This is a genomic window from Microbulbifer sp. S227A, assembly GCF_049800935.1.
Window position 1 is genome coordinate 983,546 of sequence record NZ_JBNAFZ010000001.1, and the last position, 24,999, is coordinate 1,008,544.

General features: G+C 62.3%; 23 protein-coding genes and 1 tRNA gene. 12 read left to right on the top strand and 12 right to left on the bottom strand.

Features of this window, described 5'->3' with window-relative positions:
• The first annotated feature begins 115 nt into the window (after positions 1-115).
• The 5 genes from ACP15R_RS04690 (at position 116) to ACP15R_RS04710 (ending at position 5,730) form a co-directional block, all read left to right on the top strand.
• Complete coding sequence (locus tag ACP15R_RS04690) at positions 116-1,021, top strand: siderophore ABC transporter substrate-binding protein (protein WP_424985219.1); 906 nt, start codon at positions 116-118, stop codon at positions 1,019-1,021.
• Between the two features lie 7 nt (positions 1,022-1,028).
• Complete coding sequence (locus tag ACP15R_RS04695) at positions 1,029-1,976, top strand: ABC transporter permease (protein WP_424985220.1); 948 nt, start codon at positions 1,029-1,031, stop codon at positions 1,974-1,976.
• Positions 1,969-2,910, top strand: a complete 942-nt coding sequence (locus ACP15R_RS04700; RefSeq protein WP_424985221.1) for an iron chelate uptake ABC transporter family permease subunit — start codon at positions 1,969-1,971, stop codon at positions 2,908-2,910. The genes ACP15R_RS04695 and ACP15R_RS04700 overlap by 8 nt, the downstream gene beginning before the upstream one ends.
• A complete protein-coding gene (locus ACP15R_RS04705; protein WP_424985222.1) occupies positions 2,907-3,659 on the top strand; it encodes an ABC transporter ATP-binding protein in 753 nt (250 codons plus the stop codon). The genes ACP15R_RS04700 and ACP15R_RS04705 overlap by 4 nt, the downstream gene beginning before the upstream one ends.
• A gap of 127 nt (positions 3,660-3,786) precedes the next feature.
• Positions 3,787-5,730: a TonB-dependent receptor domain-containing protein gene (locus tag ACP15R_RS04710; protein ID WP_424985223.1), complete on the top strand. Its 1,944-nt coding sequence runs from the start codon at positions 3,787-3,789 to the stop codon at positions 5,728-5,730.
• Between the two features lie 65 nt (positions 5,731-5,795).
• On the opposite strand, the gene ACP15R_RS04715 is transcribed toward ACP15R_RS04710, so the two are convergent.
• From ACP15R_RS04715 to ACP15R_RS04745, 7 genes are all read right to left on the bottom strand, one after another.
• Complete coding sequence (locus tag ACP15R_RS04715) at positions 5,796-6,560, bottom strand: SDR family oxidoreductase (RefSeq protein WP_424985247.1); 765 nt, start codon at positions 6,558-6,560, stop codon at positions 5,796-5,798.
• 2 nt (positions 6,561-6,562) lie between these two features.
• The gene (locus ACP15R_RS04720) at positions 6,563-7,597 is read right to left on the bottom strand and encodes a zinc-dependent alcohol dehydrogenase (protein ID WP_424985224.1); all 1,035 of its coding nucleotides are present in this window, start codon (positions 7,595-7,597) and stop codon (positions 6,563-6,565) included.
• A gap of 11 nt (positions 7,598-7,608) precedes the next feature.
• Positions 7,609-8,709, bottom strand: a complete 1,101-nt coding sequence (locus tag ACP15R_RS04725) for a mandelate racemase/muconate lactonizing enzyme family protein (protein ID WP_424985225.1) — start codon at positions 8,707-8,709, stop codon at positions 7,609-7,611.
• Entirely contained in the window at positions 8,706-9,707 is a 1,002-nt protein-coding gene (locus tag ACP15R_RS04730; RefSeq protein WP_424985226.1) for an ABC transporter permease, read from the bottom strand. Before ACP15R_RS04730 ends, ACP15R_RS04725 begins: the two co-directional genes overlap by 4 nt.
• Positions 9,708-9,709: 2 nt before the next feature.
• Positions 9,710-10,702, bottom strand: a complete 993-nt coding sequence (locus ACP15R_RS04735; protein ID WP_424985227.1) for an ABC transporter permease — start codon at positions 10,700-10,702, stop codon at positions 9,710-9,712.
• Complete coding sequence (locus tag ACP15R_RS04740) at positions 10,699-12,222, bottom strand: sugar ABC transporter ATP-binding protein (protein WP_424985228.1); 1,524 nt, start codon at positions 12,220-12,222, stop codon at positions 10,699-10,701. The genes ACP15R_RS04735 and ACP15R_RS04740 overlap by 4 nt, the downstream gene beginning before the upstream one ends.
• A gap of 66 nt (positions 12,223-12,288) precedes the next feature.
• Positions 12,289-13,263 (bottom strand): ABC transporter substrate-binding protein, encoded by a 975-nt coding sequence (locus ACP15R_RS04745; RefSeq protein ID WP_424985229.1) that lies wholly within the window; start codon positions 13,261-13,263, stop codon positions 12,289-12,291.
• A 369-nt stretch (positions 13,264-13,632) separates the two neighbouring features.
• On the opposite strand from ACP15R_RS04745, the gene ACP15R_RS04750 reads away from it, so the two are divergent.
• Complete coding sequence (locus ACP15R_RS04750) at positions 13,633-14,346, top strand: FCD domain-containing protein (protein ID WP_424985230.1); 714 nt, start codon at positions 13,633-13,635, stop codon at positions 14,344-14,346.
• A gap of 2 nt (positions 14,347-14,348) precedes the next feature.
• Positions 14,349-15,965 carry a GMC family oxidoreductase gene (locus tag ACP15R_RS04755; RefSeq protein ID WP_424985231.1) on the top strand — a complete coding sequence of 539 codons (1,617 nt, stop codon included), beginning with the start codon at positions 14,349-14,351 and terminating at the stop codon, positions 15,963-15,965.
• A gap of 5 nt (positions 15,966-15,970) precedes the next feature.
• Here ACP15R_RS04755 and ACP15R_RS04760 read toward each other — a convergent pair whose 3' ends face one another.
• Genes ACP15R_RS04760 through ACP15R_RS04770 form a run of 3 tightly spaced genes read right to left on the bottom strand, consistent with a single transcriptional unit; the run spans position 15,971 to position 18,005 of the window.
• Entirely contained in the window at positions 15,971-16,768 is a 798-nt protein-coding gene (locus ACP15R_RS04760) for a metal ABC transporter permease (protein WP_424985232.1), read from the bottom strand.
• Positions 16,768-17,511 carry a metal ABC transporter ATP-binding protein gene (locus tag ACP15R_RS04765; protein WP_424985233.1) on the bottom strand — a complete coding sequence of 248 codons (744 nt, stop codon included), beginning with the start codon at positions 17,509-17,511 and terminating at the stop codon, positions 16,768-16,770. The genes ACP15R_RS04760 and ACP15R_RS04765 overlap by 1 nt, the downstream gene beginning before the upstream one ends.
• On the bottom strand, positions 17,508-18,005 hold the full coding sequence (locus ACP15R_RS04770) for a transcriptional repressor (protein ID WP_424985234.1): 498 nt from the start codon (positions 18,003-18,005) through the stop codon (positions 17,508-17,510). The genes ACP15R_RS04765 and ACP15R_RS04770 overlap by 4 nt, the downstream gene beginning before the upstream one ends.
• A 77-nt stretch (positions 18,006-18,082) precedes the next feature.
• Between ACP15R_RS04770 and ACP15R_RS04775 the strand changes: the two genes are divergently transcribed.
• Both ACP15R_RS04775 and ACP15R_RS04780 read left to right on the top strand, forming a co-directional pair.
• Entirely contained in the window at positions 18,083-19,228 is a 1,146-nt protein-coding gene (locus ACP15R_RS04775; RefSeq protein ID WP_424985235.1) for a zinc ABC transporter substrate-binding protein, read from the top strand.
• A 167-nt stretch (positions 19,229-19,395) separates the two neighbouring features.
• Entirely contained in the window at positions 19,396-19,692 is a 297-nt protein-coding gene (locus ACP15R_RS04780) for a DUF6525 family protein (RefSeq protein ID WP_424985236.1), read from the top strand.
• Positions 19,693-19,740: 48 nt separating this feature from the next.
• Here the strand turns inward: ACP15R_RS04780 and ACP15R_RS04785 are convergent, their stop codons facing one another.
• Positions 19,741-21,411 (bottom strand): FAD-binding dehydrogenase, encoded by a 1,671-nt coding sequence (locus ACP15R_RS04785; protein ID WP_424985237.1) that lies wholly within the window; start codon positions 21,409-21,411, stop codon positions 19,741-19,743.
• A gap of 292 nt (positions 21,412-21,703) precedes the next feature.
• Between ACP15R_RS04785 and ACP15R_RS04790 the strand changes: the two genes are divergently transcribed.
• Positions 21,704-21,777, top strand: a tRNA-Gly gene (locus tag ACP15R_RS04790).
• Positions 21,778-22,082: 305 nt separating this feature from the next.
• Here ACP15R_RS04790 and ACP15R_RS04795 read toward each other — a convergent pair.
• Positions 22,083-22,397: a hypothetical protein gene (locus ACP15R_RS04795; protein ID WP_424985238.1), complete on the bottom strand. Its 315-nt coding sequence runs from the start codon at positions 22,395-22,397 to the stop codon at positions 22,083-22,085.
• A gap of 269 nt (positions 22,398-22,666) precedes the next feature.
• Here ACP15R_RS04795 and ACP15R_RS04800 point away from each other — a divergent pair, with 269 nt between their 5' ends.
• Entirely contained in the window at positions 22,667-23,458 is a 792-nt protein-coding gene (locus ACP15R_RS04800) for a hypothetical protein (protein ID WP_424985239.1), read from the top strand.
• Positions 23,459-23,573: 115 nt separating this feature from the next.
• Positions 23,574-24,653 carry an MFS transporter gene (locus ACP15R_RS04805; protein WP_424985240.1) on the top strand — a complete coding sequence of 360 codons (1,080 nt, stop codon included), beginning with the start codon at positions 23,574-23,576 and terminating at the stop codon, positions 24,651-24,653.
• The last annotated feature ends 346 nt before the right edge of the window (positions 24,654-24,999 follow it).

Below are 24,999 nucleotides of genomic sequence, written 5' to 3' on the forward strand. Positions count from 1 at the left end.
CTGATTCTTTTACTATGGTAATCCCTTGACCCCCTGCAAACAACGCCCTATTGCGGCCCCCAACGTCAGTAGCCAACGCCAACGGCGTGAGCCAACACATCTTCTGGAGTCGGCCATGCCCTTGCGTTTTCTACGATATTTCTCTGCCTTCGCGATGATCTCGGCAACCGGTGCGCTTGCGGATCCGATCACCATCGAAACCGCGACCGGCCCCGTGACGCTGCCCGGGCAGCCCGAGAATATCGTTGCGCTGGACGTGGCGGCCATTGACACGATGACGGCCCTGGGCGTTGCGCCCAAAGGCGTGATCTCCCCGCTTTTCGTCAGTTATCTCGACGCGGCGACCAAAGGGATTCCCGCCGTCGGATCGTTGTTTGAGCCCGATTTCGAGGCCATCGCCGCATTGACCCCCGATCTGATCGTGGTGGGCGGGCGCTCGGTCGCCATGGCCGATGCCCTGTCGGCCATCGCCCCGGTTGTGGACATGACCATCGGGACCGACATGATCGCGGACGGCCTGTCGCGGCTGGAGGCCTATGCCACGCTCACCGGCACCGAAGAGGTCGCAGACACGTTGCGTCAGGCGATCTCCGACCGCATCGGCCGGGCACGCGACATGGTGGCGGATCGTGGCAACGTCCTGATCCTGATGACCAACGGGCCCAAGCTGTCCGTGTTTGGCCGAGACAGCCGTTTCGGGTGGCTGCATACCGCGTTGAACTGGCCGCAGGCGGTGGATACCATTGCCGAGTCGCGGCATGGCGAGGCGGTGACATTCGAGTATATCGCCGCCGCCGATCCGGATACGTTGATCGTGATCGATCGCGGTCAGGCCGTCGGCGAAGGGTCGGAAAACGCCCGCGCGACGCTGGACAATGACCTCATTCACGGCACCAGGGCCAGCCAGGCGGGCAGCGTGATCTACCTGTCACCGGCGGAAACCTATATCGCCGCGGGCGGCGCGCAGGCCATCATCCGGACGCTCGACGACCTGATCGCCGCGCTGACCGAGGCGGGCTGACACCCGGATGCGCCTGTGGCTGGGTCTTGGCGGGGTACTGCTTCTGGCGGGGATCTCGTTGTTCATCGGGGTCATCCCGATCGGTCCGCGCGACCTGTTCACCGACCCCGAGGCCCGGCAGCTGATGCTGACAAGCCGCTTGCCCCGGACGCTTGCGGCGCTGCTTGCCGGGGCGACGCTGGCGATTACCGGGCAGATCATGCAAGTGCTGGCGCGTAACCGCTTTGTCGAACCGATGACCGCCGGAGCCGGGCAAAGCGCAGCACTTGGGGTGCTGCTGGCCACTCTGCTGATCCCCGGCGCGCCGGTCTGGATCAAGATGGGGCTGGCCGCCGTTACCACCCTAGCGGGCAGCGCCGGGCTGCTGATGCTGATCCGCCCCCTGCCCCCGACCCAGCCGCTGCTGGTGCCGCTGGTGGCGCTGATTTATGGCGGGCTGATCGGGGCCGGGGTCAGCTTTGTCGCCTATCAGGGCGACATGATGCAATATTTGCAGGTCTGGCTGACGGGCGAATTGTCGGGCGTGCTCAGGGGCCGCTATGAACTGCTTTGGATCGCCGGTGTGGCGGCGGCGGCGACATGGTTCATCGCCGGGCGGATCGCCCTGCTGAACCTTGGCGATGACGTGGCCCGCGGTCTTGGGGTCAATGTCCGGCGGATCACCGCGGCCGGGTTGCTGGCGGTGTCGGTTGTCACCGCCATGGTGGTGGTGACGTTAGGCGCGATCCCGTTTGTCGGCCTCGTGGTGCCCAATCTCGTGTCGCGCAGGATGGGTGACAATCTGTCCCGCACCCTGCCGTTTACCGCGCTGATCGGCGCGGCGCTGGTGCTTGCGGCGGATATTTGCGGGCGTATCATCCGGGCGCCGTTCGAAGTGCCGGTCGCCTCGGTGATCGGGGTTGTCGGGGCGGTCCTGTTCCTGGTCCTGCTCTATCGCGAACCGCGCCATGGATAGGCGGTTGGCCCTGCTCTGCGGGCTGCTCCTGCTGTCATGCCTTGCCTTCATGACGCTGGGCGCCGTCGGCTCGTGGGAGTTCCTGCTGCAATTCCGCCTGCGCCGCCTCGCCGCGCTGCTGCTGGTGGGGCTGTGCCTGTCGACCGCCACGGTGCTGTTCCAGACGATTGCCGGGAACCGCATCCTGACGCCGTCGCTCATCGGGTTCGACGCACTCTATGTGCTGGTGCTGACGGCGATGGTGCACATGTTGGGGCTGGCCGGGTTTGCGGCGATCCCTGCGCCGGCGATGTTCGCGATCAACCTCGCGGCCATGACCGGCCTGGGCATGGTGCTGTTCGGCGTCTTGCTGTTCGGGGCGAGGGGCGACATGATCAAGCTGGTGCTGACCGGGATCGTCGCGGGTATCCTGATCCGGTCGCTGACCGAGTTCCTGCAACGGATGATCGACCCGAACGAGTTCCAGTTGATCCAGGCCGCCAGCTTTGCCCGGTTCACCCATGTTGACAGCGGGCTGCTGGCCCTGACCGCAACCGCCAGCCTGCCGGCGCTGGTCCTTGCATGGCGGATGCGGTTCCGGCTGGATGTGCTGGCGCTCGGTACCGAGTTGGCCACCGGACTGGGCGAAAACCCGCAGCGTGGACGCAAACAGGCGCTGGCCCTGATCTGTGTGCTGGTTGCATCGGCCACGGCGCTTGCCGGGCCTTCGGGGTTGTTCGGGCTGATTGTCACGGCGCTGGCCTATCTGGTTGCAACCGGCACCCGCCACGCGGTGATGTTGCCGACTGCGGCGCTGGTGGGCTGTATCGTTCTGGTCGCCGGGCAAACGGTGATGGAGCGCGTTCTCGACCTGTCCACACCGCTGCCGGTGGTTGTCGAACTGCTCGGCGGCCTGGTGTTCCTGTTCCTTGTTCTGCAAAGGCATATCCGATGATTTCCATTCGCGGTGTCGCACATTCAATCCGGGGCAAGACGATCCTAGAAGACATCAATCTCGACCTGCCGCGCGGCGGGGTCACGGCCCTGATCGGGCCAAACGGGGCCGGGAAATCGACCTTGTTGTCGCTGGTGGCACGCCTTCAGAACCTGGGAACCGGCACGATTATGGTGGACGATCTGCAAATCGGTGCCTGCCCGGATGCGGCATTGGCGCGGGTTCTGGCGATCATGCCGCAATCGGCACAGGTTTCGGCCCGCCTGCGTGTCGGCGAAGCGGTGATGATGGGGCGCTATCCGTGGCATCGGGGCCGTCCGGGCAAACGGGATGGCGAAATCGTCACCGAGACGTTGCGGCTGTTCTCGCTCACCCCGCTGGCCGACCGGTTTCTTGACGAGATCTCGGGCGGACAGCGGCAGCGGGCGCTGGTCGCGATGGCCTATGCACAAGAGACCGACTATCTGCTGCTGGATGAACCCCTGAACAACCTGGACATCGCGGCGTCGCGCCACCTGATGGGGCTGCTGCGACAGATGGCCGATGGCGGCCGCAAGAGCATCGTGATCGTGCTGCACGATATCAACTATGCCGCCGCCTTTGCCGATCGGGTTGTGGTCATGCGCAATGGACGGATCGTGGCGGACGGCCCGCCCGGTGTGGTCATCACCCCCGGCCTTCTCGGAGATGTGTTCAAAACCGATGCACAGGTGCATGTTATCGACGACCGGCCCGTTGTTCTGGTGTGAAACCCCGCGTCAATACTTGACTAATTAACTAGGAAACCCTAGGCGGATCGCGACAGCCAGCAAAACCCGTCGCACATGCCACGGCCTGCCAGCCAATTCCGACATGAAGAACGAGAGGGCAGGACGCATGGTTCTGACAAGAAAGGCCGCGCTACTGGCCTCGGCGGCGGCGCTTTGCGCCAGCACGGCTGCCGCGCAAGAGGCATTCGAACTGGATGTCATCCGGGTCGAAGCCGACGAGGCGCAGGAAGCACTGGGCAATACCCAGATCTCCACCGACGAGATCCAGGCCCGCAACCCATCCTCGATGGCCGAGGTGTTTGACGGCGAGTCCGAAATCGTATCAAGCGGCGGTGCCGCGATCGCCCAGAAGGTGCTGGTCCACGGGATCGAGGAAAGCCTGCTGTCGGTGACCATCGACGGCGCGCGCCAGAACAAATCGGCCTTTCACCACACCGGCAACGTCCTGATGGACCCGTCCCTGCTCAAACAGGTTGAGATCAGCTCGGGCCTCGCCCCGGCGGATGCCGGTCCGGGTGCATTGGCCGGGGTCATCGCCTATGAAACCATCGACGCGCGCGACGTGCTCGAAGCGGGGCAGTCCTTTGGCGGCCAGGCCCAGCTCAGCTATGGTGACAATGGCGACAGCTTCCGCAGGTCGCTGACGGTTTATGGCCAGGCCGGCGGGTTCGAATACCTGCTGAACGGTGTTGCGACCACCGGCGACGATTACGAGGATGGCGACGGCAACATCGTGCCCGGCACGGAACCGGATCTGACGGCCTTTACCGGCAAGTTCGCCTATACCACCGACGGCGGCAAACGGTTCGAATTCGCCGCCAACCGCACCAAGGATCACGGGTTGCGCGCCATGCAGTTGGGGCCGGGTGGCCTGTATTATGCGCGCCCGGATTTTGCCGGCGTGGCCGGGCGGCCCAGTGTCTACCTGCCCGCCCTGTCGGAGCGCACGTCATATACGTTTACCTATACCGACGAAGCGCCCGGCGGTGCTTTTGCCCCCATGGTCCAGCTCAGCTATAACGAGCAATATACCGAGGCCGGTGCCGCAATCGGCACCAATGACAGCCTGAGCGGCAAGATCGAGAATGAATTCGTTCTGGCCAATGGCACCCTGACCGCCGGCATCGATTTCTTTCACGACACCGCAACCCCCGAAGGTCCGCTGACCACACCGGCCGGCAAGGAAACGCTGGACAATATCGGCATCTATGCGCAGATGCGGCAGGATATCGGCGACCGGCTGTCGCTGTCTTATGGCGGGCGGATCGACAGCCAGCGGTACGAGCTCGCCGATGGCAGCAAATACGACGAAACCGGCCTGAGCCTGAACGCACAGGCCGATGTGATCCTGTCGGATACGCTGACCTTCAACATCGGTGCCGCATCGAGCTGGGGCGGCTACGAGCTTAGCGAAGCGTCGCTGATCAACCTGGGCGGGGCCTGGGTTTACGGCACACCCGAAGCATCGCGCGGCGACAATGCGCGGATCGGGCTGCGCTATGAAAACGGGCCGTGGGAAGCCAGCGGTGCGCTGTTTTATACCAAGGTCCACGATGTCAACGACGTGCTCAGCCCAAGCCGCGATCTTGCCGATCTGACCTCGAAAGGGTTCGATGCCTCGGTCGGGTACTTTGGGGATCGCGGCTTCATCCGCGTCAACTATACCGACGCCGATGTCGAGCTTGACGGCGCGCCAATCGGTTCGACAGCCTATTACTATGGTCGCCCGGTCGGTCAGATCTTTGGCATCTCGGCGGGGTATGCTGTAACCCCCGACATCGCCATCGGCGGCACTGCCGAGATCGCCTTGAAGAATGACGATACCGATGGTGTTGGCGGCATGACCGCATTGCCCAGCTATAACGTGGTCAATCTCTATGCCACCTATACGCCGCCCTCGTATCAGAATGTCGAATTCCGCGTGGATGTGCGCAACCTGTTCGACGAAACCTATGTGTCACGCGCATCGGACGGCAACGGTCTGTCAAACGTGCTGGCCCTGAACGAGCCGGGGCGCAGCATCTATCTGAGCGCGTCGCTCAAGTTCTGAAACCAAACCGGGCGCAGGATCGATCTGCGCCCGGTTCATGTTGTTCTGGCCCGGCGGCCGCCCGATCAGCGCCCCATCCAGCCGCCATCGACCAGCATCACATGCCCGTGCATGTAAGCGGCCGCATCGGATGCAAGAAACACCACCGGCCCCTTGAAATCCTCGGGCGTTCCCCAGCGGCCCGCCGGAATCCGGTCAAGGATCGATTTTGAGCGAACCGGATCATTGCGCAGCGCCTCGGTATTGTCGGTGTCGATATACCCCGGCGCGATGGCGTTGACGTTCACGCCCTGCCCCGCCCACTCATTGGCAAAGGCCATCGTCAACTGCCCGATCCCGCCCTTGGAGGCGGCATAGCCCGGCACCGTGATCCCGCCCTGAAAAGTCAGCAGGGACGCGGTAAAGATGATCTTGCCGCTGCCGCGTTCGACCATCCGTGCTCCGATTTCGCGGGTCAGGATGAATTGCGAGTTCAGGTTGACCTCGATCACCTCGTCCCACATTTCGTCCGGATGTTCCGCCGCCGGTTTGCGCAGGATGGTACCGGCATTATTCACGAGGATATCGATCGGGGAATGTTCCGCCAGAACCTGTGCGGCAAAGGACTTGACCGCTGCGCGGTCGGAAAAGTCGCAGGCATAACCGGTAAACCTGCGGCCCAGCGCGGCCACCGCATCGCCCACCGCGGACCCGGCGGGATCGAGGGTCGCGCTGACCCCGATCACATCGGCCCCGGCCTCGGCAAGTGCCTCGGCCATGCCGCGCCCGATACCGCGTTTCGCACCGGTTACAAGCGCGGTCTTGCCGGTCAGGTCAAACTTGTCGCTCAGGGTCATTGCACGCCCTCCGATACCCGGATCATGGATTTCATCGCATTGGGGTTGCGGGTCAGCGTTTCAAACGCGCCCTGGATATCGCCGAGCCCCTGGATATCGGTGATGAAGCTGTCGCAATCGACGACCCCCCGGGCCAACAATTCCATCGCGGCGTCGTAATCTTCGGGCCGGTACACCCGCGCCCCAAGCAGGTCGAGCTCGCGCCAGAAGAACTGGAACATGTCGATCTGCGGTTTGCTCGCGTGGATTGCCACCATCACGATCCGCCCACGTGTCGCCGCCGCGGCGGTCATCAGGTCAACGCCCGGCTGGCTGCCCGATACTTCAAACACCACGTCAGCCCCCTTGCCGCCAGTCGAGTCATGAATCGTCGCCGCGACATCGGTATCCTTGGGGTTAAGGGTGGCAAAGCCGATCTTCTGCGCAAAGGCCAGCCGGTTTTCGTTGATCTCGGAAATCGTCACATTGGCACCCGCATCCCGCGCCACCATCGCCACCAGCATGCCGATGGGTCCGCCGCCGATGACCAGAACATCCTCGCCGCGCTGAACCTTGCCGCGCTTGACGTCGTGTACGGCAACCGCCAGCGGTTCGATCAGCGCCGCGTGACTCAGGTCAAGGTCGTCGGGCAGCACGTGCACCGTATGGGCGGGCACGTTCCATTTCTGCTGGAACGCACCGTCGCTGTCGATGCCGATGAACTTGAGATTGTGGCAGATATGCTCGTGCCCCGCGTTGCAGGCCGGGCAATCGCCGCAATGATCCAGCGGCCGCACGACGATCCGCTGCCCGGCGGCGAGGTTCTGAACCCCCTCGCCAATGGCCGACACCACGCCCGACATCTCGTGGCCGATCGTGCGTTCGAACCCGACGCGCGGGTCCATGTGGCCAAGATAGATATGCAGGTCGGTCCCGCAGATGCCGCAATACGCGACCTCGATCTGCACCTCGTCCCTGCCGGGTGGAATCGTCTCGACCGGTTCGACCGAAAAGCTTTTGTCGCCCCGATAAAAGGCTGCCTGATGTGTCATGTCTGTTTCCGTTATTGCGTCGTCAGTAGGTTCGCAGAATCGAGCTTCTGCCAGTCAAAGGTCACGCCGATGCCGGGAACATCCGGGGCGACGGCCTTGGCATCCTGCACCACGAGAGGTCTCGTGGTATAGGTATCGATGGGAAAGGAATGCACTTCGATCCATCCCGGATTGGGCCGCGCCGCCACCAGGCTGACATGCAGTTCCTGCATCCCGTGGCTGCAAATCGGAATCCCGTGTTCAAGCGTCTTGTCCGCCACCTGCAGAAAGCCGGTGATGCCGCCGCAATTCGAGGCGTCGGGCTGGATATAGCTCAGACTTGCCTGTTCGAACGCATAATCGAATTCGTGGATGGTGTGCAGGTTCTCTCCCATGGCGAGCGGCATGCCGGTGGCTTCGGCGATCCGGCGATAGCCCGCGTAATCGTCGGGGATCGTCGGTTCCTCGAACCACAGCAGATCAAAGGGTTCGAACGCACGCGCGGCGGCGATCGCGTCGTCCACGCTCATCGAGTAATTGGCATCGACCATAAAGGCGACATCCGGACCGATCAGGTCGCGCACCGCCCTGACCCGCTCCACGTCCTCGGCCAGCGTCGGTTGTCCGATCTTGATCTTGACGCCGTCAAAGCCCCGGTCGAGATATCCCTGAACCGAGTCCAGCAGTTTTGACAGATCAAACCCCAGGTCGATGCCGCCGCAATAGGCGTTGCAGCTCTGCGCCGCGCCGCCCGCCATTTTCCACAGCGGCTGACCCGTGCGTTTGCCACGCAGGTCCCAGAGCGCGATATCCAGCGCCGAGATGGCAAAGGATGCGATGCCGCCGCGCGCCACGTAATGCACATGCCACTGCATCGCTTCGTACAGGGCCTCGACATCCCCGGCCGGTTGACCCATCAGGAACGGCACCAGGTCATGATCGAGCATTGCCTTGATCGCGTGCCCGCCCTTGCCGCCGGTATAGGTATATCCAGTGCCTTCGCTGCCATCGGCCAGCCGGACGGTTGCGGTCACCAGTTCAAAGAAATGATGATCGCCATGCTTGGCATCCACCAGAACCTCGGCCAGCGGCACGTGGAACAGGCGGGTCTCGATGGATTGAATGTTGCTCAAGACGAGGTCTCCCCGGTTCTGCGTCCAGACATGACCTTGGCCTGGAACAGGATGACAAGGAACAGGAAACCGCCCCGGATCACCATCTGCCAATAGGCGCTGAAGCTGATGGTGCCGCGACCGTTTTCAAAGTTCAGGATGTTGAAGACCAGCCCCAGCAACAGCGCCCCCGCCACGGTGGCAGGCACCGAACCAAGCCCCCCGGTCAACAGCGTCCCGCCGACAACCACCGACGCAATGGCCGACAATTCCCAGCCGATCCCTTCGAGCGGCTGCCCGGCTCCGAATCCCGAGGCCAGGATGACACCCGCCAACCCGGCACAGCCCCCCGAGACAAGATAGACAAACCCCGTGGCGCGGTTGACCTTGAGCCCCATCAGGGTCGAGGCATCCGGGCTGCCCCCGATGGCCAGAACGGTGCGCCCAAGCGAGGTTTTTTCCAACACGACCCAGAGCGCAATGACCACCACGCCGACCACGACGATGGACCAGGGCAGCAGGTTCAGCGCCTTTTCCATCCCCATCCTGGTGAAATTCGACCCCCAGTCGACCGAGATCGTCTGGGCCCCGGAGATCACCAGCGCCCCGCCCTTGGCCCCCAGCATGGTGCCCAGCGTGGCGATAAAGGGCGGAATGCGCAGCAGGATGATGCTGATCGCATTGATCACGCCGAACCCGATCCCGGCCAGCACCGCCAGCGGCAGCGCGACCTCGATCCCGTAGGGCGACAGATAGGCGGCGATCACCGAGGTAAACGCCGCGACCGACCCCACCGACAGGTCGATCCCGCCGGTCATGATGACAAAGCACATGCCGACCGAGATGACGATGAACATGGAATTGTAGTTCAGGAAGGACGTGATGTTGTAGGCCCCGGCGAAATTGTCATAGCGCAGCGTCCCGAACAGGATCAGCGCCACAAGAGCGATCCACACCGCCGTGGATTGCGGATTGCGGGACAGGTATTTGCGCAGGTCAAGGGCATCGGCATCAAGCATGGCTATTCCTTCCGCGATTGCTGGACATAGACAGCCGCGAGGATGATGACCGCCTTGGCGATGAGCGCGACCTCGTCTTCGACACCATTGGCCAGCAGCGTGTACTTGACCAGCTGGATGATCACCGCCCCGAGGATCGCGCCGAAAATCGGTGCCCGCCCGCCTTGCAGCAGCGCGCCGCCCACCACTGCCGCGGCGATGGCGTCAAGCTCCATCAGGTTGCCGTTGCGCGCCGCGTCCGAGGCGGAGTTGATGGCCACGACGATCAGCCCGGCCAGCCCCGCAAGCGCACCGCAGATCATGTAGACGCCGATCTTGACCCGCTTGACCGGACCGCCGGACAATTCCGCGGCACGTTCATTGCCACCAATGGCAAGCACATAACGCCCGAATGTGGTACGTGTCATCACCAAGGAAAGCACACAGGCGATGGCCAGAGCAAGCCAGCCCTGAAACGGCAGCCCGAGGATCTTGCCGGTGCCCAGATAGCTGAACGCGGGGTTGGAAAAGGTTTGCAGGTTGCCATTGGTCAGCACCTGCGCGATGCCGCGTCCCGAAATGAACAGGATCAGGGTGGCGATGATCGGTTGCACCCGCAACGTTGCGATCATCACCCCGTTGAACAGCCCACAGGCCACCGCGGCTACAAGGGGCAGCACGATCGCCGCCGCGATCCCGAGCGCGGGATATTGCACGCCGAATTCCGACAGGAAGATCAACGGTGCCAGCGCCCCGGCCAGGGCCATGATCGCCCCCACCGACAGGTCGATCCCCGCCGTGGCGATCACCAGTGTCATGCCCATCGCAACAATGGCAATGGTTGCCACCTGGCTGATATTCACGAACAGGGTCTGCAATTGCAGGAAATTCGGTGTCACCAGGACATTGAACCCCAGCAGGACCACCAGCGCGACCAGCCCGCCATGGCGACGCAGGACACCCCCCCAAGCAAATGGCTTTCGCACGGTGCGCAGCCCGGTATCTTGCGTGCTCATGCGGCAGCCCCCTCGGTATGTGCAAGGGCGCGCACGAGGGCATCTTCGGTGATCCCCGGATTGCTCAGTTCGGTCACGATGCGCCCTTCGTTCAGGACGATAATCCGGTCGGCACCCTCGACGATTTCCTCGAATTCGGAACTGATCAGCACCACGCCGACCCCCTTGGCAACGCTGTCGCGGATGATCGCCTGGATCTCGCGCTTGGCCCCGACGTCAACACCCCGCGTCGGCTCATCGAGGATCAGCAGGTCGGGTTCGATGGCCAGCCAACGGGCGAGCAGGACCTTTTGCTGATTGCCGCCCGACAATTCGCGAATGGGCTGCTCCATGTTGGCGGTCTTGATACCCAGGGCCTTGATATAGAATGCCACCAGTTCGCGTTCGCGCGCGCGGTCGATCTGGCCGTTCCGGGTCAGCCTGGGCAGCAGCGCCAGTGTCAGGTTCTCGCGCACCGACATGTCGGGGATGATCCCCTCGGCCTTGCGATCTTCGGTGAGATAGCCGAACCCGGCGCTGATCGCGGCGGCGGGGGTCTGAGGTCCGGTGCCGTTGCCCTTGACCGAGATCGTTCCGCTGCGCAACGCGTCGACACCGAACAATGCGCGCGCCGCTTCTGTGCGCCCGGCCCCCAGCAGACCGCCAAGCCCGACGATCTCGCCGCGATGCAGAGTCATGCCGAACTCTGTCAGGCGTGGCCCGGTCGATACGTTCTCGGCAGTCATGAGCACCTCGCCCCTGCTGCCGGTGCCGCCGCCGCCGAACTCGGTCATGCCGGCCTGTTCGATATCCCTGGCGTCACGCCCCAGCATCCCCGCGATGAGGTCAAGCTTGGTTGCGCCCTCAATGTCGCGGCAATCCACGGTGCGCCCGTCGCGCATGGTCGTCACCCGGTCACAAATCGCAAACAGCTCGTCCAGGAAATGCGAGACATAGAGGACCGAGACCCCGGCATCGCGCAGGCTGCGCACCACGCCGAACAGCACCTCGATTTCCGACGCGTCCAGCGACGAGGTCGGCTCGTCCATGATCACCAGCCGCGCATCAAGCGACACCGCCCGCGCAATCGCCACCAATTGCTGGATCGCGGTCGAATAGCTGCCCAATGGCGCGCGCACGTCGATATCAATGCCAAACCGGGCCAGAATCTCGCGGGTGCGGCGATGCGCTTCTTTCCAGTCGATGAACAGGCCAAGCCGCTTTGGCTCATAGCCCAGCACCACGTTTTCGGTCACCGAGCGCAGCGGAACGAGGTTCAGTTCCTGATAGATCGTCGCGATACCGGCGGCCTGCGCCTCGCGCGGGCTGGCGATTTCGCTTGGCTGACCGCCGAAGACCACGCTGCCGCCATCGCGACGGTATACACCGGTCAGGATCTTGATCAGCGTCGATTTCCCCGCGCCGTTCTGTCCGATCAGCGCGTGCACCTCGCCGGGTGCGATCGACAACGATGCCTGCGACAGGGCACTGACCCCGGCGAAGGCCTTGTCGATCCCGGTCATCGAGAGAAGCTCTGCCATGTCGCGCCCTTCCGCTTCAAATGGAAATGGCCCAAAGAGGTCGCGCCCCCCTGGGCCATCAAAGCGTCAATACGCTTCGTCGATGTGATCGGCGGCGTTGCCCTGGGTAAAGATGCGGTCCTGCACCTGTACCCAATGTTCGATCTCTTCCCCGTCGGCATAACGGTTCATCACCTCGCAGGCGAGCGGGCCAAAGAAGGGCGAACTCTCGACCGTCACGCCCATCTTGCCGTCGATGATCGCCTGCAACGCATCACGGGTTCCGTCGATGGACACCACCAGCACGTCGTCGCCCGGCTTGCGTCCGGCCAGTTCAAGCGCCTGGATCGCGCCGATCGCCATTTCATCATTATGCGCGTAGACGATGTTGACATCCGGATGCGCCTGCAACAGCGTCTCCATCACCTGACGCCCCAGATCGCGGGCAAAATCACCGGTCTGCGACGCGACGATCTCAAACCGGTCATCCGCTGCGATGGCGTCGTCAAACCCCTTTTTGCGATCATTCGCCGGCGAAGAGCCGGTGGTTCCCTCAAGCTGAACGATGATGCCCTTGTCGCCCTTGAAATTCTCGATGGTCCACTCGGCGACACGGCGTCCCTGATCGATGAAATCCGAGCCAAGGAAGGCCACGAAGTCTTCACCGGGCCTGGCTGCGGCCGGATCAACCGAACGGTCCACGAGGAAGGTCGGAATACCCGCCGCCCGGGCCTTTTTCACCGCCGGGATCAGCGGCTTTTCCTCGCGCGGCGGCAGGAACAGCACGTCAATCCCCTGTGCGATCATGCTGTCCACATCCGCAACCTGCTTGGCCGCCGAACCTGCCGCATCGGTGGCGATCAGGTTCCAGTTACAGGCCTCGGCCGTGTCGTGAAACGACTTGGTCTCGGCGATGCGCCAGGGATTGTTGGATTCCATCTGCGCAAAACCGACAGTATAGCTGTCTTTCTTCTCAAGGGGCGGGAGCGACTGGGCCAGGGCCATCGACGACGCGCCAAACCCCAATGCGGTCGCTGCGAGCAGCAAGACTCTACGGTTCATGAATTTCTCCTCCACTGTATTGCGCCCTCTCCCGTGGCGCGCCTTGGGGGGTGTCCCCGGTTCAAACAGGCCACGGGGCCCGCAAATCTGTCCTCCGATGCCAGGTCGCTGTCACTGCGTTGACCCGGGTAGCTCCTGTTTGGAAAGACCATCACATGCATCTTGTGTGATTTTGGTACGACCAAACATAGCGAGTCTTAGGGAGTCATCCGAGCGTTTGTCAACGCATTTGCCGCTTCGTCTGGAAATTTTGCAAAATTTTGGGGCTGAAACCTGCACAAAACAGCGTTAGACTATTCCAATGCGGGATGTTTGGTATGAACAAATCACCGCTCTACTATCGAGGGCATGGTTCGGAACGATGACAAGATGAGCACTGAGACAGAGGACCGGCCCCGCGCCGCAGACACCATTGTCGCAGCCATTGCGGCGCGAATCGCTTCGGGCGAGCTGCCCGACAGGCACCCGCTCCCCGCCGAACGCGACCTGATGGAGGAGTTCGGCGCCAGCCGTACCGTCATCCGCGAGGCAATCTCGGCACTGTCCAACCGGGGACTTGTCGAGAGCAAACCGCGCCATCGCCCGATCGTGCGCAAGCCGGATTATGAAACCGTTCTGCACGCCACGGGCGACGTGGTGCGACACCTGCTTGGGGATAGCGGCGGGGTGCGCAACCTGTATCGCAGTCGCATTTTCATCGAACGCGCGCTGGTCAGAGAGGCCGCCACCGCCGCAGGCAAGCCCGAGATCGACCAGCTGCGCGAGGCGCTGCGGCTGAACGAACTGGCCATTCCCGATTCCAATGAATTCTACCGGACCGACATCCAGTTTCACGGCGTTCTCTTCCAGATCCCCAGGAACCCGATCTTTCCCGCCGTTCACCAGGGCTATACGTCATGGCTGGCGCCGCACTGGGAAAAGATGCTGCGCTCGCCCGACCGTAACGAGGTCAATTACCGCGCCCATAAATCCATCTTTGACGCGATCATCGACCGCGATCCGCAAGCCGCCGACGAAGCGTTGACCAATCACCTGAACGCGGCATGGGAATATGTGCGCGTCACCTTTGACCTGGACGATTGACGATGGAAGAATTCGACCACATCGTCGTGGGCGGCGGCTCGGCCGGTTGTGTCGTCGCCGCGCGGCTGGCTGCGGAGGGGACTGGCCGGGTGCTGCTGCTCGAGGCGGGGCACTCGAACCGCCACCCGCTGCTCGACATGCCGCCGGGGATCTTCAAGATGATCAACGGCTCGAAATTCATGCGCTATCACCGCACGACACCACAGCCGCATCTGGACGGGCGGGTGCATGACATCCCGCAGGGGCATGTTCTGGGCGGCGGTTCATCGGTCAACGCACAGGTCTATATGCGTGGCCGGCCCGCCGATTATGAGGCGTGGCAGGACATCCTGCGCGGCAACAACGAAAACCCCGGCTGGGGCTGGGCGGATGTGCTGCCGCATTTCACCGGGATGGAGGGCAACAACCGTCTTGCGAGTGAATTGCACGGCACCGATGGGCCGCTTCAGGTGTCCGACCCGGGGCATGTGGATGCGTTCTCGCGTTGGTTCGTGCAGGCAGTTCAAACGCTGGGCGAGCCCTACAACCCCGATTTCAACGGAGCCACGCAGCGGGGCACCGGGTTCTACCAATTCACCAATCGCCATGGAAGGCGAAGCTCGGCGGCCTATGCCTTTGTCGCGCCGCAAGAGGGCAATCCGAACCTCGTGGTGCGGCTACAATCCGAGGTCGACAGGGTTCTGATCGAAAACGGCCGCGCCCGTGGCGTGGTTTATCGCGACAGGTCCGGCAGCCACCAAGTGCGCGCGTCGGGCGAGGTGATCCTTGCGGCGGGCGCGCTGGTCACACCAAAGATCCTGATGCTGTCGGGCGTTGGCCCCGCCGACCACCTGGGCGCGCTTGCGATCCCGGTTGCCGCCGACCTGCCCGGTGTCGGCCAGAACCTGATCGATCACCCCGAAGTGCCGATCACCGCCATCGCAAACGGCCCCTATGGCTATTACAAACAGGGCGACGGCTGGCGCATGTTGCGCAACGGGCTGCAATTCAAGCTGTTCGGCTCGGGCCCGGTCACGTCGGCGGGGGTCGAAGCCGGGGCCTTTGTCAATCCGGTCAATCCCGAGGCACCGCCGACGATTCAGGCGTTTTGCGTGCCCATTGTCTATCTGGACCGGGACGCGCGGGATGTGTTGCAGGATGGCTATGGCGTCACCATAACGACGGTCGTGGTCAAACCGAAATCGCGCGGCCACGTGCGGCTGGCCTCGGCGGATCCGACCGTGATGCCCGAAGTTTCGCCGAACCTTTTGAAACACCCGGACGACATGGCGGCGATGATCGCGGGGCAGCGGTTCTTTCTTGACGCCATGGCCGCCGCGCCGCTGGCCAAGCGTATCGAGCGGGTCGCGATACCGGACCCGTCCGACCGGTCGGACGCGGCGCTCACGGCGCATTGCAAACGCTTTGTCAAAACCAATTATCACCCCGCCGGAACCGCCCGCATGGGCGCGGATGGCGACCCGTCTGCGGTGCTTGACGCCTGTCTCAGGGTGCGGGGTATTACCGGGCTGCGGGTCTGCGACATGTCGGCGGTCCCGGATATCAATGCCGGCAACACCAATGCACCGGCGATGATGCTGGGCAATCGCTGTGCGGATTTCATTCAGGCGGGGCAGTAACCGGCTCAGCCACCGCTCCGGCTGCGCCACCCCATCAGGTTCAGCCCCGCGAAAATCAGTGCGGCGACGCAGACGATCGAGGGGCCTGCCGGGGTATCGAACACATAGGCCCCGCGCAGCCCAGCAATGGCAGCGATCGCGCCGATGGTCGCGGCAATACCCGCCATCGCCTCGGGGGTTCGTGCCAGACCGCGCGCTGCGGCAGCCGGAATGATCAGCATCGCAGCGATCAGCAACACGCCAACCACCTTGATCGCAACGGCAACGGTGATCGCCAGCGACACGGTAAGGATCAGCTGTTCGCGCTTGGGATCCAGGCCGCTGGCATAGGCAAGCTCTTCGTTCAGCGTCGAGGTCAGTAATGCCGACCACCGCCAGAGGATCAACCCGACAACCAGCGCCGCACCGCCCCAGATCACCAACAGGTCGCCACGCGACACGGCGAGGATGTCTCCGAACAGATAGGCCATCAGGTCGATACGCACCCCCGACAGGAACGATACCGCCACGAGGCCAAAGGCCAGCGACGAATGCGCCAGCACCCCCAGCAGGGTATCCATCGCATAGCCGCGCCCCGCAAGCTGGGTCACGGCAAACGCCATGATAAGCGCCACAATCGTGGCCCCGGCAAACACCGAAACCTGCAACGCCAGCGACAGCGCGATACCCAGGATCGCCGCGTGGGCGGTGGCATCGCCGAAATAGGCCATCCGCCGCCAGACAACAAAGCAGCCCAGCGGCGCGGCGGCAAAGGCCACCCCCACCCCGGCGAGCGTCGCGCGGGTCATGAAGTCGTCAAGCATTACTCGGCTGCCTCGTGGCTATGGGCGTGGTCATGGTCGTGATGGTGGTCGTGGTCATGCCGGTACAGCGCCAGCGCGCCACCGGTGCCGGTGCCGAACAGCGCCCGGTATTCCGGGGCCGACGCCACCACGGCCGGAGCTCCTTCACAGCAGACATGACCGTTCAGACAGATCACCCGGTCAGAGGCGCTCATCACCACGTGCAATTCGTGGCTGATCATCAGGACGGCACAGCCGGTGTCGCGGCGCACGGCCTCGATCTGGCGATAGAATGCCGCCGATCCCGGCTGGTCCAGCCCCTGTGTCGCCTCGTCCAGCAACAGAACATCGGGCCGGTTGATCAGCGCCCGCGCCAGCAGAACCCGTTGGAACTGTCCGCCAGAGAGGTGCGACATCTGCCGTTTCAAAAGGTCGGGCACGCCCGCGGCGTCAAGTGCCGCCTGGCAGGCCGTTCGCGGCACCCGATCCGTCAGCCGCATGAAGCGTTCGACGGTGATCGGCAGGGTCGGGTCGATATGCAGGCGCTGTGGAACATAGCCGATCTTCAACCCGGGCGCGAGGGTGATGCTACCGCTCTGGGGGGCGTTCGCGCCGATGATGGCGCGCAGCAGGCTGGTCTTGCCCGAACCGTTCGGCCCGACAATGGTGACGATCTCGCCCCGTTCGAGCACGAGATCGACGTTGCGCAGCACCGTTTGCGCGCCATAGGCGACGCCCAGGTTCCTGACTGCAATCAGACTCATGCCTCGGCCTTGCCTGCACATGCGGGGCAAATCCCCTCGGCCTCGACTACGGTCTTTTCAATGTGAAAACCAGCCGCGCGCGCGGCGCTGCCCAACGCGCCCTTGGCCGGTGTCGATTGCGCCTCGGCCACCGAGTCGCACATGCGGCAGATCATGAAGGCCGGTGAGTGGTTTTCGCCGGGATGGGTGCAGGCCACAAAGGCATTCAGGCGTTCGATCTTGTGAACAAACCCGTTTTCGGCCAGGAAATCGAGCGCACGATAAGCCACCGGCGGCTGCGAGCCGAACCCCTCGTCGCGCAACAGGTCGAGAATGGCATAGGCCCCCAGGGCGCGGTGCTCTTGCAACAGGATTTCCAGGACCTTGCGGCGTACCGGCGTCAGGCGCAGCCCTTCCGCGACACAGCGCGCCTCGGCCGCGGCAAGCCCCCGCGCGACACAGGCCCCGTGGTCATGCTGTTCAAACCCGATCGGGCGTGCGGTGTCGGCAGGCATGGGTCGCGCCTCACTTGTCATGTTATTCTATATCATGTATCCGGCTTCTCATGTTATAAAATCACACAGGGTCCCCAATGTCCAGAATGCTCGCGCCGCTCACAGTTGCCGCCACTCTCCTTGCTGGAACCGCCATGGCGGATGTGCCCAATGTCGTCGCCGATATTGCCCCCGTGCATTCCCTTGTGGCCCGCGTCATGCAGGGGGCCGGTGCGCCTGACCTGATCTTGCGGCCGGGGGCATCGCCACATGAATACAGCCTGCGCCCCTCGGAAGCCGCTTCGCTTCAGGAAGCGGATATCGTGATCTGGATGGGCGCGGATCTCGCCCCGTGGCTGGAAGATGCGGTGGAAACCCTTGCCCCGGATGCACGGCATCTCACCCTGCTGGAGGCAGAAGGAACCAAATTGCTGACCTTCCGCGAGGACGCGCTGTTTGAGCATCATGACCATGGCGATGACCATCACGACGACCATGATGACCATGATGACCATGATGACCATGATGACCATGATGACCATGATGACCATGATGACCATGATGACCATGATCACGAAGACGAACATGCCCATGGTGACAACCATGATCACGAGGACGAGCACGCTCACGACCATGGCGACGATCACGAGCACGAGGGCGAGCACGGCCATGACGATCACGGCCATGGTGATCATGAGGGCCATGCCCATGACGACCATGGCCATGCCCACGGCGCGCATGACGCCCATGCCTGGCTGTCGCCGGACAATGCCGCGACCTGGCTTAACCTGATCGCCGCCGAACTGTCCGCTGCGGACCCGGACAATGCGGGCACCTATTTCGCCAATGCCGCCGCCGCGCGCCAAGACCTGCAGACGCTCACCGCCGAGGTAAATGCCACCCTTGAACCGGTGCGTGGCCGGAACTTCATTTCCTTCCACGACGCCTATCAATATTTCGAAAGTGATTTCGACTTTCCCGCCGCCGGCGCGATTTCGCTTAGCGATGCCACCACGCCAAGCCCCGCGCGCATCGCCGAAATCCAGGGACGGGTCCGCAGCGAGGGCATCACTTGCGTACTGGCCGAACCGCAATTCGATCCGGGCCTCGTCGCCACGGTCATGGAGGGAACCGAGGCGAATACCGCCGTGATCGATCCGCTCGGCGTCGACCTGGAGCCGGGGCCGGAGCTCTATCCCCAGATGATCCGCAATATCGCGACAACCCTCGCCGCGTGCCTGTAAACCGGCAGGCCCGATGAACACGGGCAGTGACGGCCAAATCCATAGCCGTCACTGCCAGCCAGCCGCGCAGATTGGCCACTCTTGATGTAATGAGATTACATAATGGTTGCCCAGTTCACACAGGTGCCCGCCCCGTCACGACAGCAATCGAAAACGGTGGAAACTACATGACATCCGCTTCCAATCTCGGGCAAACCGCGCTGCAACGGCGCCGTCGCTCCAGCGACCCCATGCGTGCCTATGACGCCCTGCCGCAACCGCTTCGTGCCTGGATGGCACAGGCGGCGCTGCCATGGTCGCCCGCCTCTTGCCGCAAACTCTGGCAAAAGGCCCATGCCCAGGGGATTCCCCCGGACGCCATACTTGACCGGCTCGACCGCGCCGAGGCCCAGACCCTGGCCCGTGACCGCATGGCCCCGCCCACACCCGCGAAACGACCGCCCGCCCGGCAATCCACCCGGTGACAGTCATGCAGAAAGCCCGCGCACTCGCCGCTCAGACAGCACCCCGCGTTACCTGACGTCTTCCGCCGCCGTTCGCCCTGCCTGCCGTCCGGAAAAGATACAGCCGCCAAGAAAAGTGCCCTCAAGCGCCCGGTAGCCGTGATAGCCGCCGCCGCCAAAGCCCGAAACTTCGCCCGCCGCATATAGCCCCGGCATCGGTTCGACACCCCGCCCTGCGGACCGCCGGAAACACCGCCCGCCCAGATCGGTCTCGATGCCGCCCAGGGTCTTGCGCGTCAGAATGTTGAGCCTGACCGCGATCAACGGACCATGGGCCGGGTCCAGGATCTTGTGCGGCTTCGCGGTGCGGATGAGCCTGTCGCCGATATAGTTCCGAAAGGTCCGCAGGCCCATGATCTGCTGATCCTTGGTGAATTTGTTGTCGATCTGGCGATCCCTGTCCTCGATTTGCGCGCGGATCGCGGCTTCATCCAGCAGGTTGCCGCCCGCGATGGCATTCATCTTGTCCACCAGATCGCCGAGGGTGTCCGCCACCGCGAAATCCGCGCCATGTTCCTTGAACGCCTCCACCGGCCCCGTGGCCCGCGCTCCGAAGGCACGGCCCGCCACCATCTTCCAATCCCGGCCCGTCAGGTCCGGGTTCTGCTCGGACCCGGAAAGGGCAAATTCCTTCTTGATGATGCTCTGGGTCAGGATGAACCACGTGTAATCATGGCCGGTCGCCAGGATGTCATGCAGCGCACCAAGGCTGTCATAACCCGGATAGTTCGGCGCTTTCATACGCTTGCCGGTCGCATCGAACCATATCGACGATGGGCCGGGCAGGATGCGGATCGCGTGGTCGGGCCAGATCGGATCCCAGTTGCGCACCCCCTCAACGTAATGCCACATGCGATCCTTGTTGATCGTGTTGACCCCGGCGCTCTCGGATATTCCGATCATCCGGCCATCCACATGCGCGGGCACCCCCTTGATCATGGTCTGGGGCGGTTTGCCCAACCGTTCGGGCCAGCTTTGGCGCACCAGGTCAAGATTGCCGCCGATCCCGCCCGAACAAACAATGACCGCCAGCGCGCGCAGTTCGAACGCGCCGACAACATCGCGGTTGGTCGGTTCGCCGCGCTCGGCGTCATCAGCCGCCAGAACCGACCCGGCAACCCCGGTACAGGCCCCGGTCTCGACGATCAGATCATCCACCCGATGACGGAACCTGATGGTGATCCGGCCATCGGCCACCATCGCCCGCGCGCGGTTCTCGAAAATCTCGACCACACCCGGCCCGGTGCCCCAGGTGATGTGGAAACGCGGTACCGAATTGCCATGCGACGAGGCATCGATCCCGCCCCGCTCCGCCCAGCCGACGATCGGGAAGAGCCGCAACCCCATCCCCCGCAGCCAGCTACGCTTTTCGCTCGCGGCAAACTCCACATAGGCGCGCGCCCATTTCTGCGGCCAATGATCCTCGTCGCGATCAAACCCCGCAGCGCCGCGCCAATCGGCCCAGGCCAGCTCAACGCCATCCCGGATCCCCAGGCGCCGTTGCTCGGGCGTATCCACCATGAAAAGGCCACCCAGTGACCAGAACGCCTGCCCGCCAAGATTCGCTTCGCTTTCCTGTTCGACAATTACGACCCTGCGCCCCGCACCGGCGGCCTCGGTCGCGGCAACCAACCCCGCCAAGCCACCGCCCACGATGATCACATCCGCATCATTTGCCATCTTGCCCTCCACTCCGCAGGGCCTCGCAACAGGGATCTTCGGGAGCTCTCTGATCGAAGGCTCCCCATGCACGCCCTGAACCGCGAGGCTGCCCGCCTCACGCTGTTGCAATCGCGCGCCGAAAGCAAGTCAAGGTGTGATCGCTCGGGCCATCATCGCCCGGCTCCAAGCCGCATCGACCCGGTGGGGCGACCAGTCAAGGCCGGGAATTTTTCACGGGCACACGGTGATTTCGAAAGGCCCACAGGGGCACTTGACGTTCAACGCATGGTGAAATACGTCAATCAACAGCGCGGGCGTTGTGTAATGGTAAGACCCTTGCCTTCCAAGCAAGAGATGCGGGTTCGATTCCCGCCGCCCGCTCCAGTATGATTTCCCCCTATCGCAGCGCAATGTCAGTACCGTCGGGGAAGGCTTCCTATGCTGCGGCGGTCATGGCAAGTTCGACCGCTTGGGAAAGCGCCTGATCGGCGCTGTGTGTCGGGAAGATACCGGCACAAACCTGTCTGCGACCAGGTCCGACCTCGTAGACGCAGGAAACGTATTCACCATCCGCGATTGCGGACGCGCATGGCACCCACCTGCCTCCTGGACCCTCGACGGCGTTTCCGGTGCGTACGTTCACGGAACCTGCCGGTGGGAAGGACACAGAAACAGACTTGTCAAACAGCTTATCCAGAGTCATCGAATTTCCTTTCGCTGAGCAGATAATTCAGCCCATGTTTGACCGAAATATGGCCGACCAAGCACCCCTGCCTTGAGAATGCCTCAATTTCAACCATCCGGTCCGGCAAGTGTTCAAGGAGCGCGGCTCCCAATGCCCCGGCGGCGCCCAAAATATCAAATAATGGATTAAGAGCAATCGGTTGCAGAGGAGGCAAGCCCAGCAACGGGTTTACATTAATTTGAAAAGCATGCCGTAATTTCGCCACTTTTGCGTCGGCGGGCTGCAAACATTGGGTGTCGACCCCGCTACGGCTGGCCATTGCACGCCCCCGCAGATTGGTCGGAAAAGCGGCCTTTCTGTCTTGAGAAAGTCGAATAAATTCCCTGGATACCCGCCCTGTGCAGTCAGCGGCGCACATCCGATAAAATACGATCTCAATGCAACGGAATTCTCCGGAAAAAGGTCAGGGAAACTAACACATCATTAACCACTTGATTGTTAACTGAGTGCGTTGTCAGGAAAAATAACTAATAAAAATTGAGGCATTTGGTGGAATCTGGATGCATAACCATAAATCGAGGGCCCGCTATGATGCGCATGTCTCCAAGCACACTATTTGAACTGACAACCCGCCTGTCCACCGTTCTCGGCGATCTTGAAGGTGCAGGATTGAGGGTCGAGATCGGCGACGATTTTGCCAAGTACCGCTCCTATCGGATGCAGCAGCCTGATCGCGGTCCGATCTACGCGATGTTCGATGTGGCGAGTTCCTATATCGACCGCACCAACGGCTTCTGGGTTTGCGCATTCAACGCAAGCGGTGAACTGGTCCATACGCAAGCCGTGCGCCTTCTTGATCTATCCGGCACGTCGCTTGCAACACACCTGCATGACCATCGCCACAAATACATTACGCCCAATTCGACACCCGATCCGGACCTTACCTTTTACTCCGGGCCCGAAGCGCTCCAGACGATCACCGGCAAGGTCTGTTACCATGGTGATTTCTGGCTTCGCAGCAGTGGACTTGGAGGTCCGCGCAGCTTGGGTGCGACCTCACTTTTGTCGCGCGTCCTGCTCGAATTGATGATCGGGGCGTGGAGCCCGTCCTTTGTTTTTGCGCTGGTCCCCAAACAATTGGCCGCAAAGGGCGCTCATCTCCGATATGGCTATTGCCATTGTGAACCCGGCCGCTGGCTGGGTCCGGACCAGCAAGTGACCGACGAAGACCATCTGATCTGGATGGGTGAGCGGGACATGGCCAATCTGACTGCGCAAACGCCTCAAAGGATAAAGAGCACCGCCAGTGTTTCCGCCGTCAGATCTGCCGTGCAACCCGTCGATGGCAAAACCCATCTGGCAGCGAGCGCGAATGCCTGATCCGGGATCCTGAGAATTGAGACCCGATTCGCCCAAAATCGAAGACGCTGAACCAGTGGTCATATCGCCACGCTCAGCGGTCATCGGACCAGTCTCCGCGCATATCGCATTCGTGATGGAACTCACGCTGGTTCCGCTTCTGCTGCATGCAATCCAATTACAGTTCAGCCTGTCAGTCGGTGACCTGGCCTGGGTTTTCAATACCTACGGGATCGCAGTTGCCGCCGGGGTATTGCTAGGAGGCTGGTGCGGCGATGCGTTCAATACGGGGAAAATATTTGGCTACGGTATCATTCTGTTCGCGGCCGGCTCGCTTCTGGTGGCCGCCGCGGAAAGTTTCGAGACCCTCATCATCGGTCGCGCCTTGCAAGGCCTTGGCGGCGGCGTCTTTTCACCGCTTATTCCCCTCCTTCTGACACGTGCCTCGCCGCAGAAACCGGGACGCGTGCTAATTGTCTGGGGCAGTATCGCTGGCTACATCGCAGCACTCGCACCGCTTTTTTATGGCAGCTTCCTCAGTGCACATGGCTGGAATCTCGCGTTCATTCTCATTGCGGTGATCGCCGTATTTGCCTTGATTAATCTGAACAGAAGGCAAGGTCTCGAAGAGACCCCAACCTATTCGGGACCAAAGAAAGCCTATTCGAAGCTCTTCCAGTCCAAGAACCTCTGGATGACTTTCGTGTATGTCTTCTGCACCTATGGCTCCATCACCTACTATCTTTTCCAACTCCCCGTCTGGCTATCGAACAGCGAAATCAAGACGGCCAGCCTTGGTCTGTTGCTGACGATCATGTGGCTAACCTTCTCCGGCCTGAGCGCACTTTTGCGCAACATGGTTGACGGCGCCCATATCCGGACGATTATGCTTGCTGCACCGTTGCTTATCGCTGTTGGTTTGTCACTCGTGTATTTTGACGAGAACCTTTTCGTCCTCGCAGTATCATCGGTACTCGTTGGTTCGGGTCTTGCATGCAGCAATGCACCCTCTACGCAAATGATCCTGAAGTTTGCGCCCCAGGGAATGAGCGGACTCTCGACGAGTCTGGACATCACCTTTGCTCGGCTCGGCGGCATCGCGACGGTCGCCATCCTCGCAGAAAGCCCGTTTGCATTCGCTTCCCCTACAATTTGCTTTCTATGTTTGATTGCAGCCCTCTGCATATCGAACGCCAGCAAGATCGGTGTAACCTGACCTGATACGCGTTCCCTCCTCCATTTTGAGGTAGAGTCCGCCCTATTTTGCTGTGCTACCGGTGACCTAATGGGATGAACTGCCTTCCCGCCAAGCCTGCGGCTATCGTCGCAGGAATAGCGGAAAGAGAGGAACATTCTGATGAATATTGCGGTCTTGGGCATTGATCTAGGAAAGACCACCTGCAGCGTTGCTGACCTTGATAATGACGGCACAGTCTGAGGTGCCCCTAGATTTGTAAACGCTTTGCTTGGTAATTTTGGAAGCAAAGGACGATGCAGATGTCAGGGCAAATTCGCTATTCAGATGAGTTTAAGATCGACGCGGTGGCGCAGGTCACGGAGCG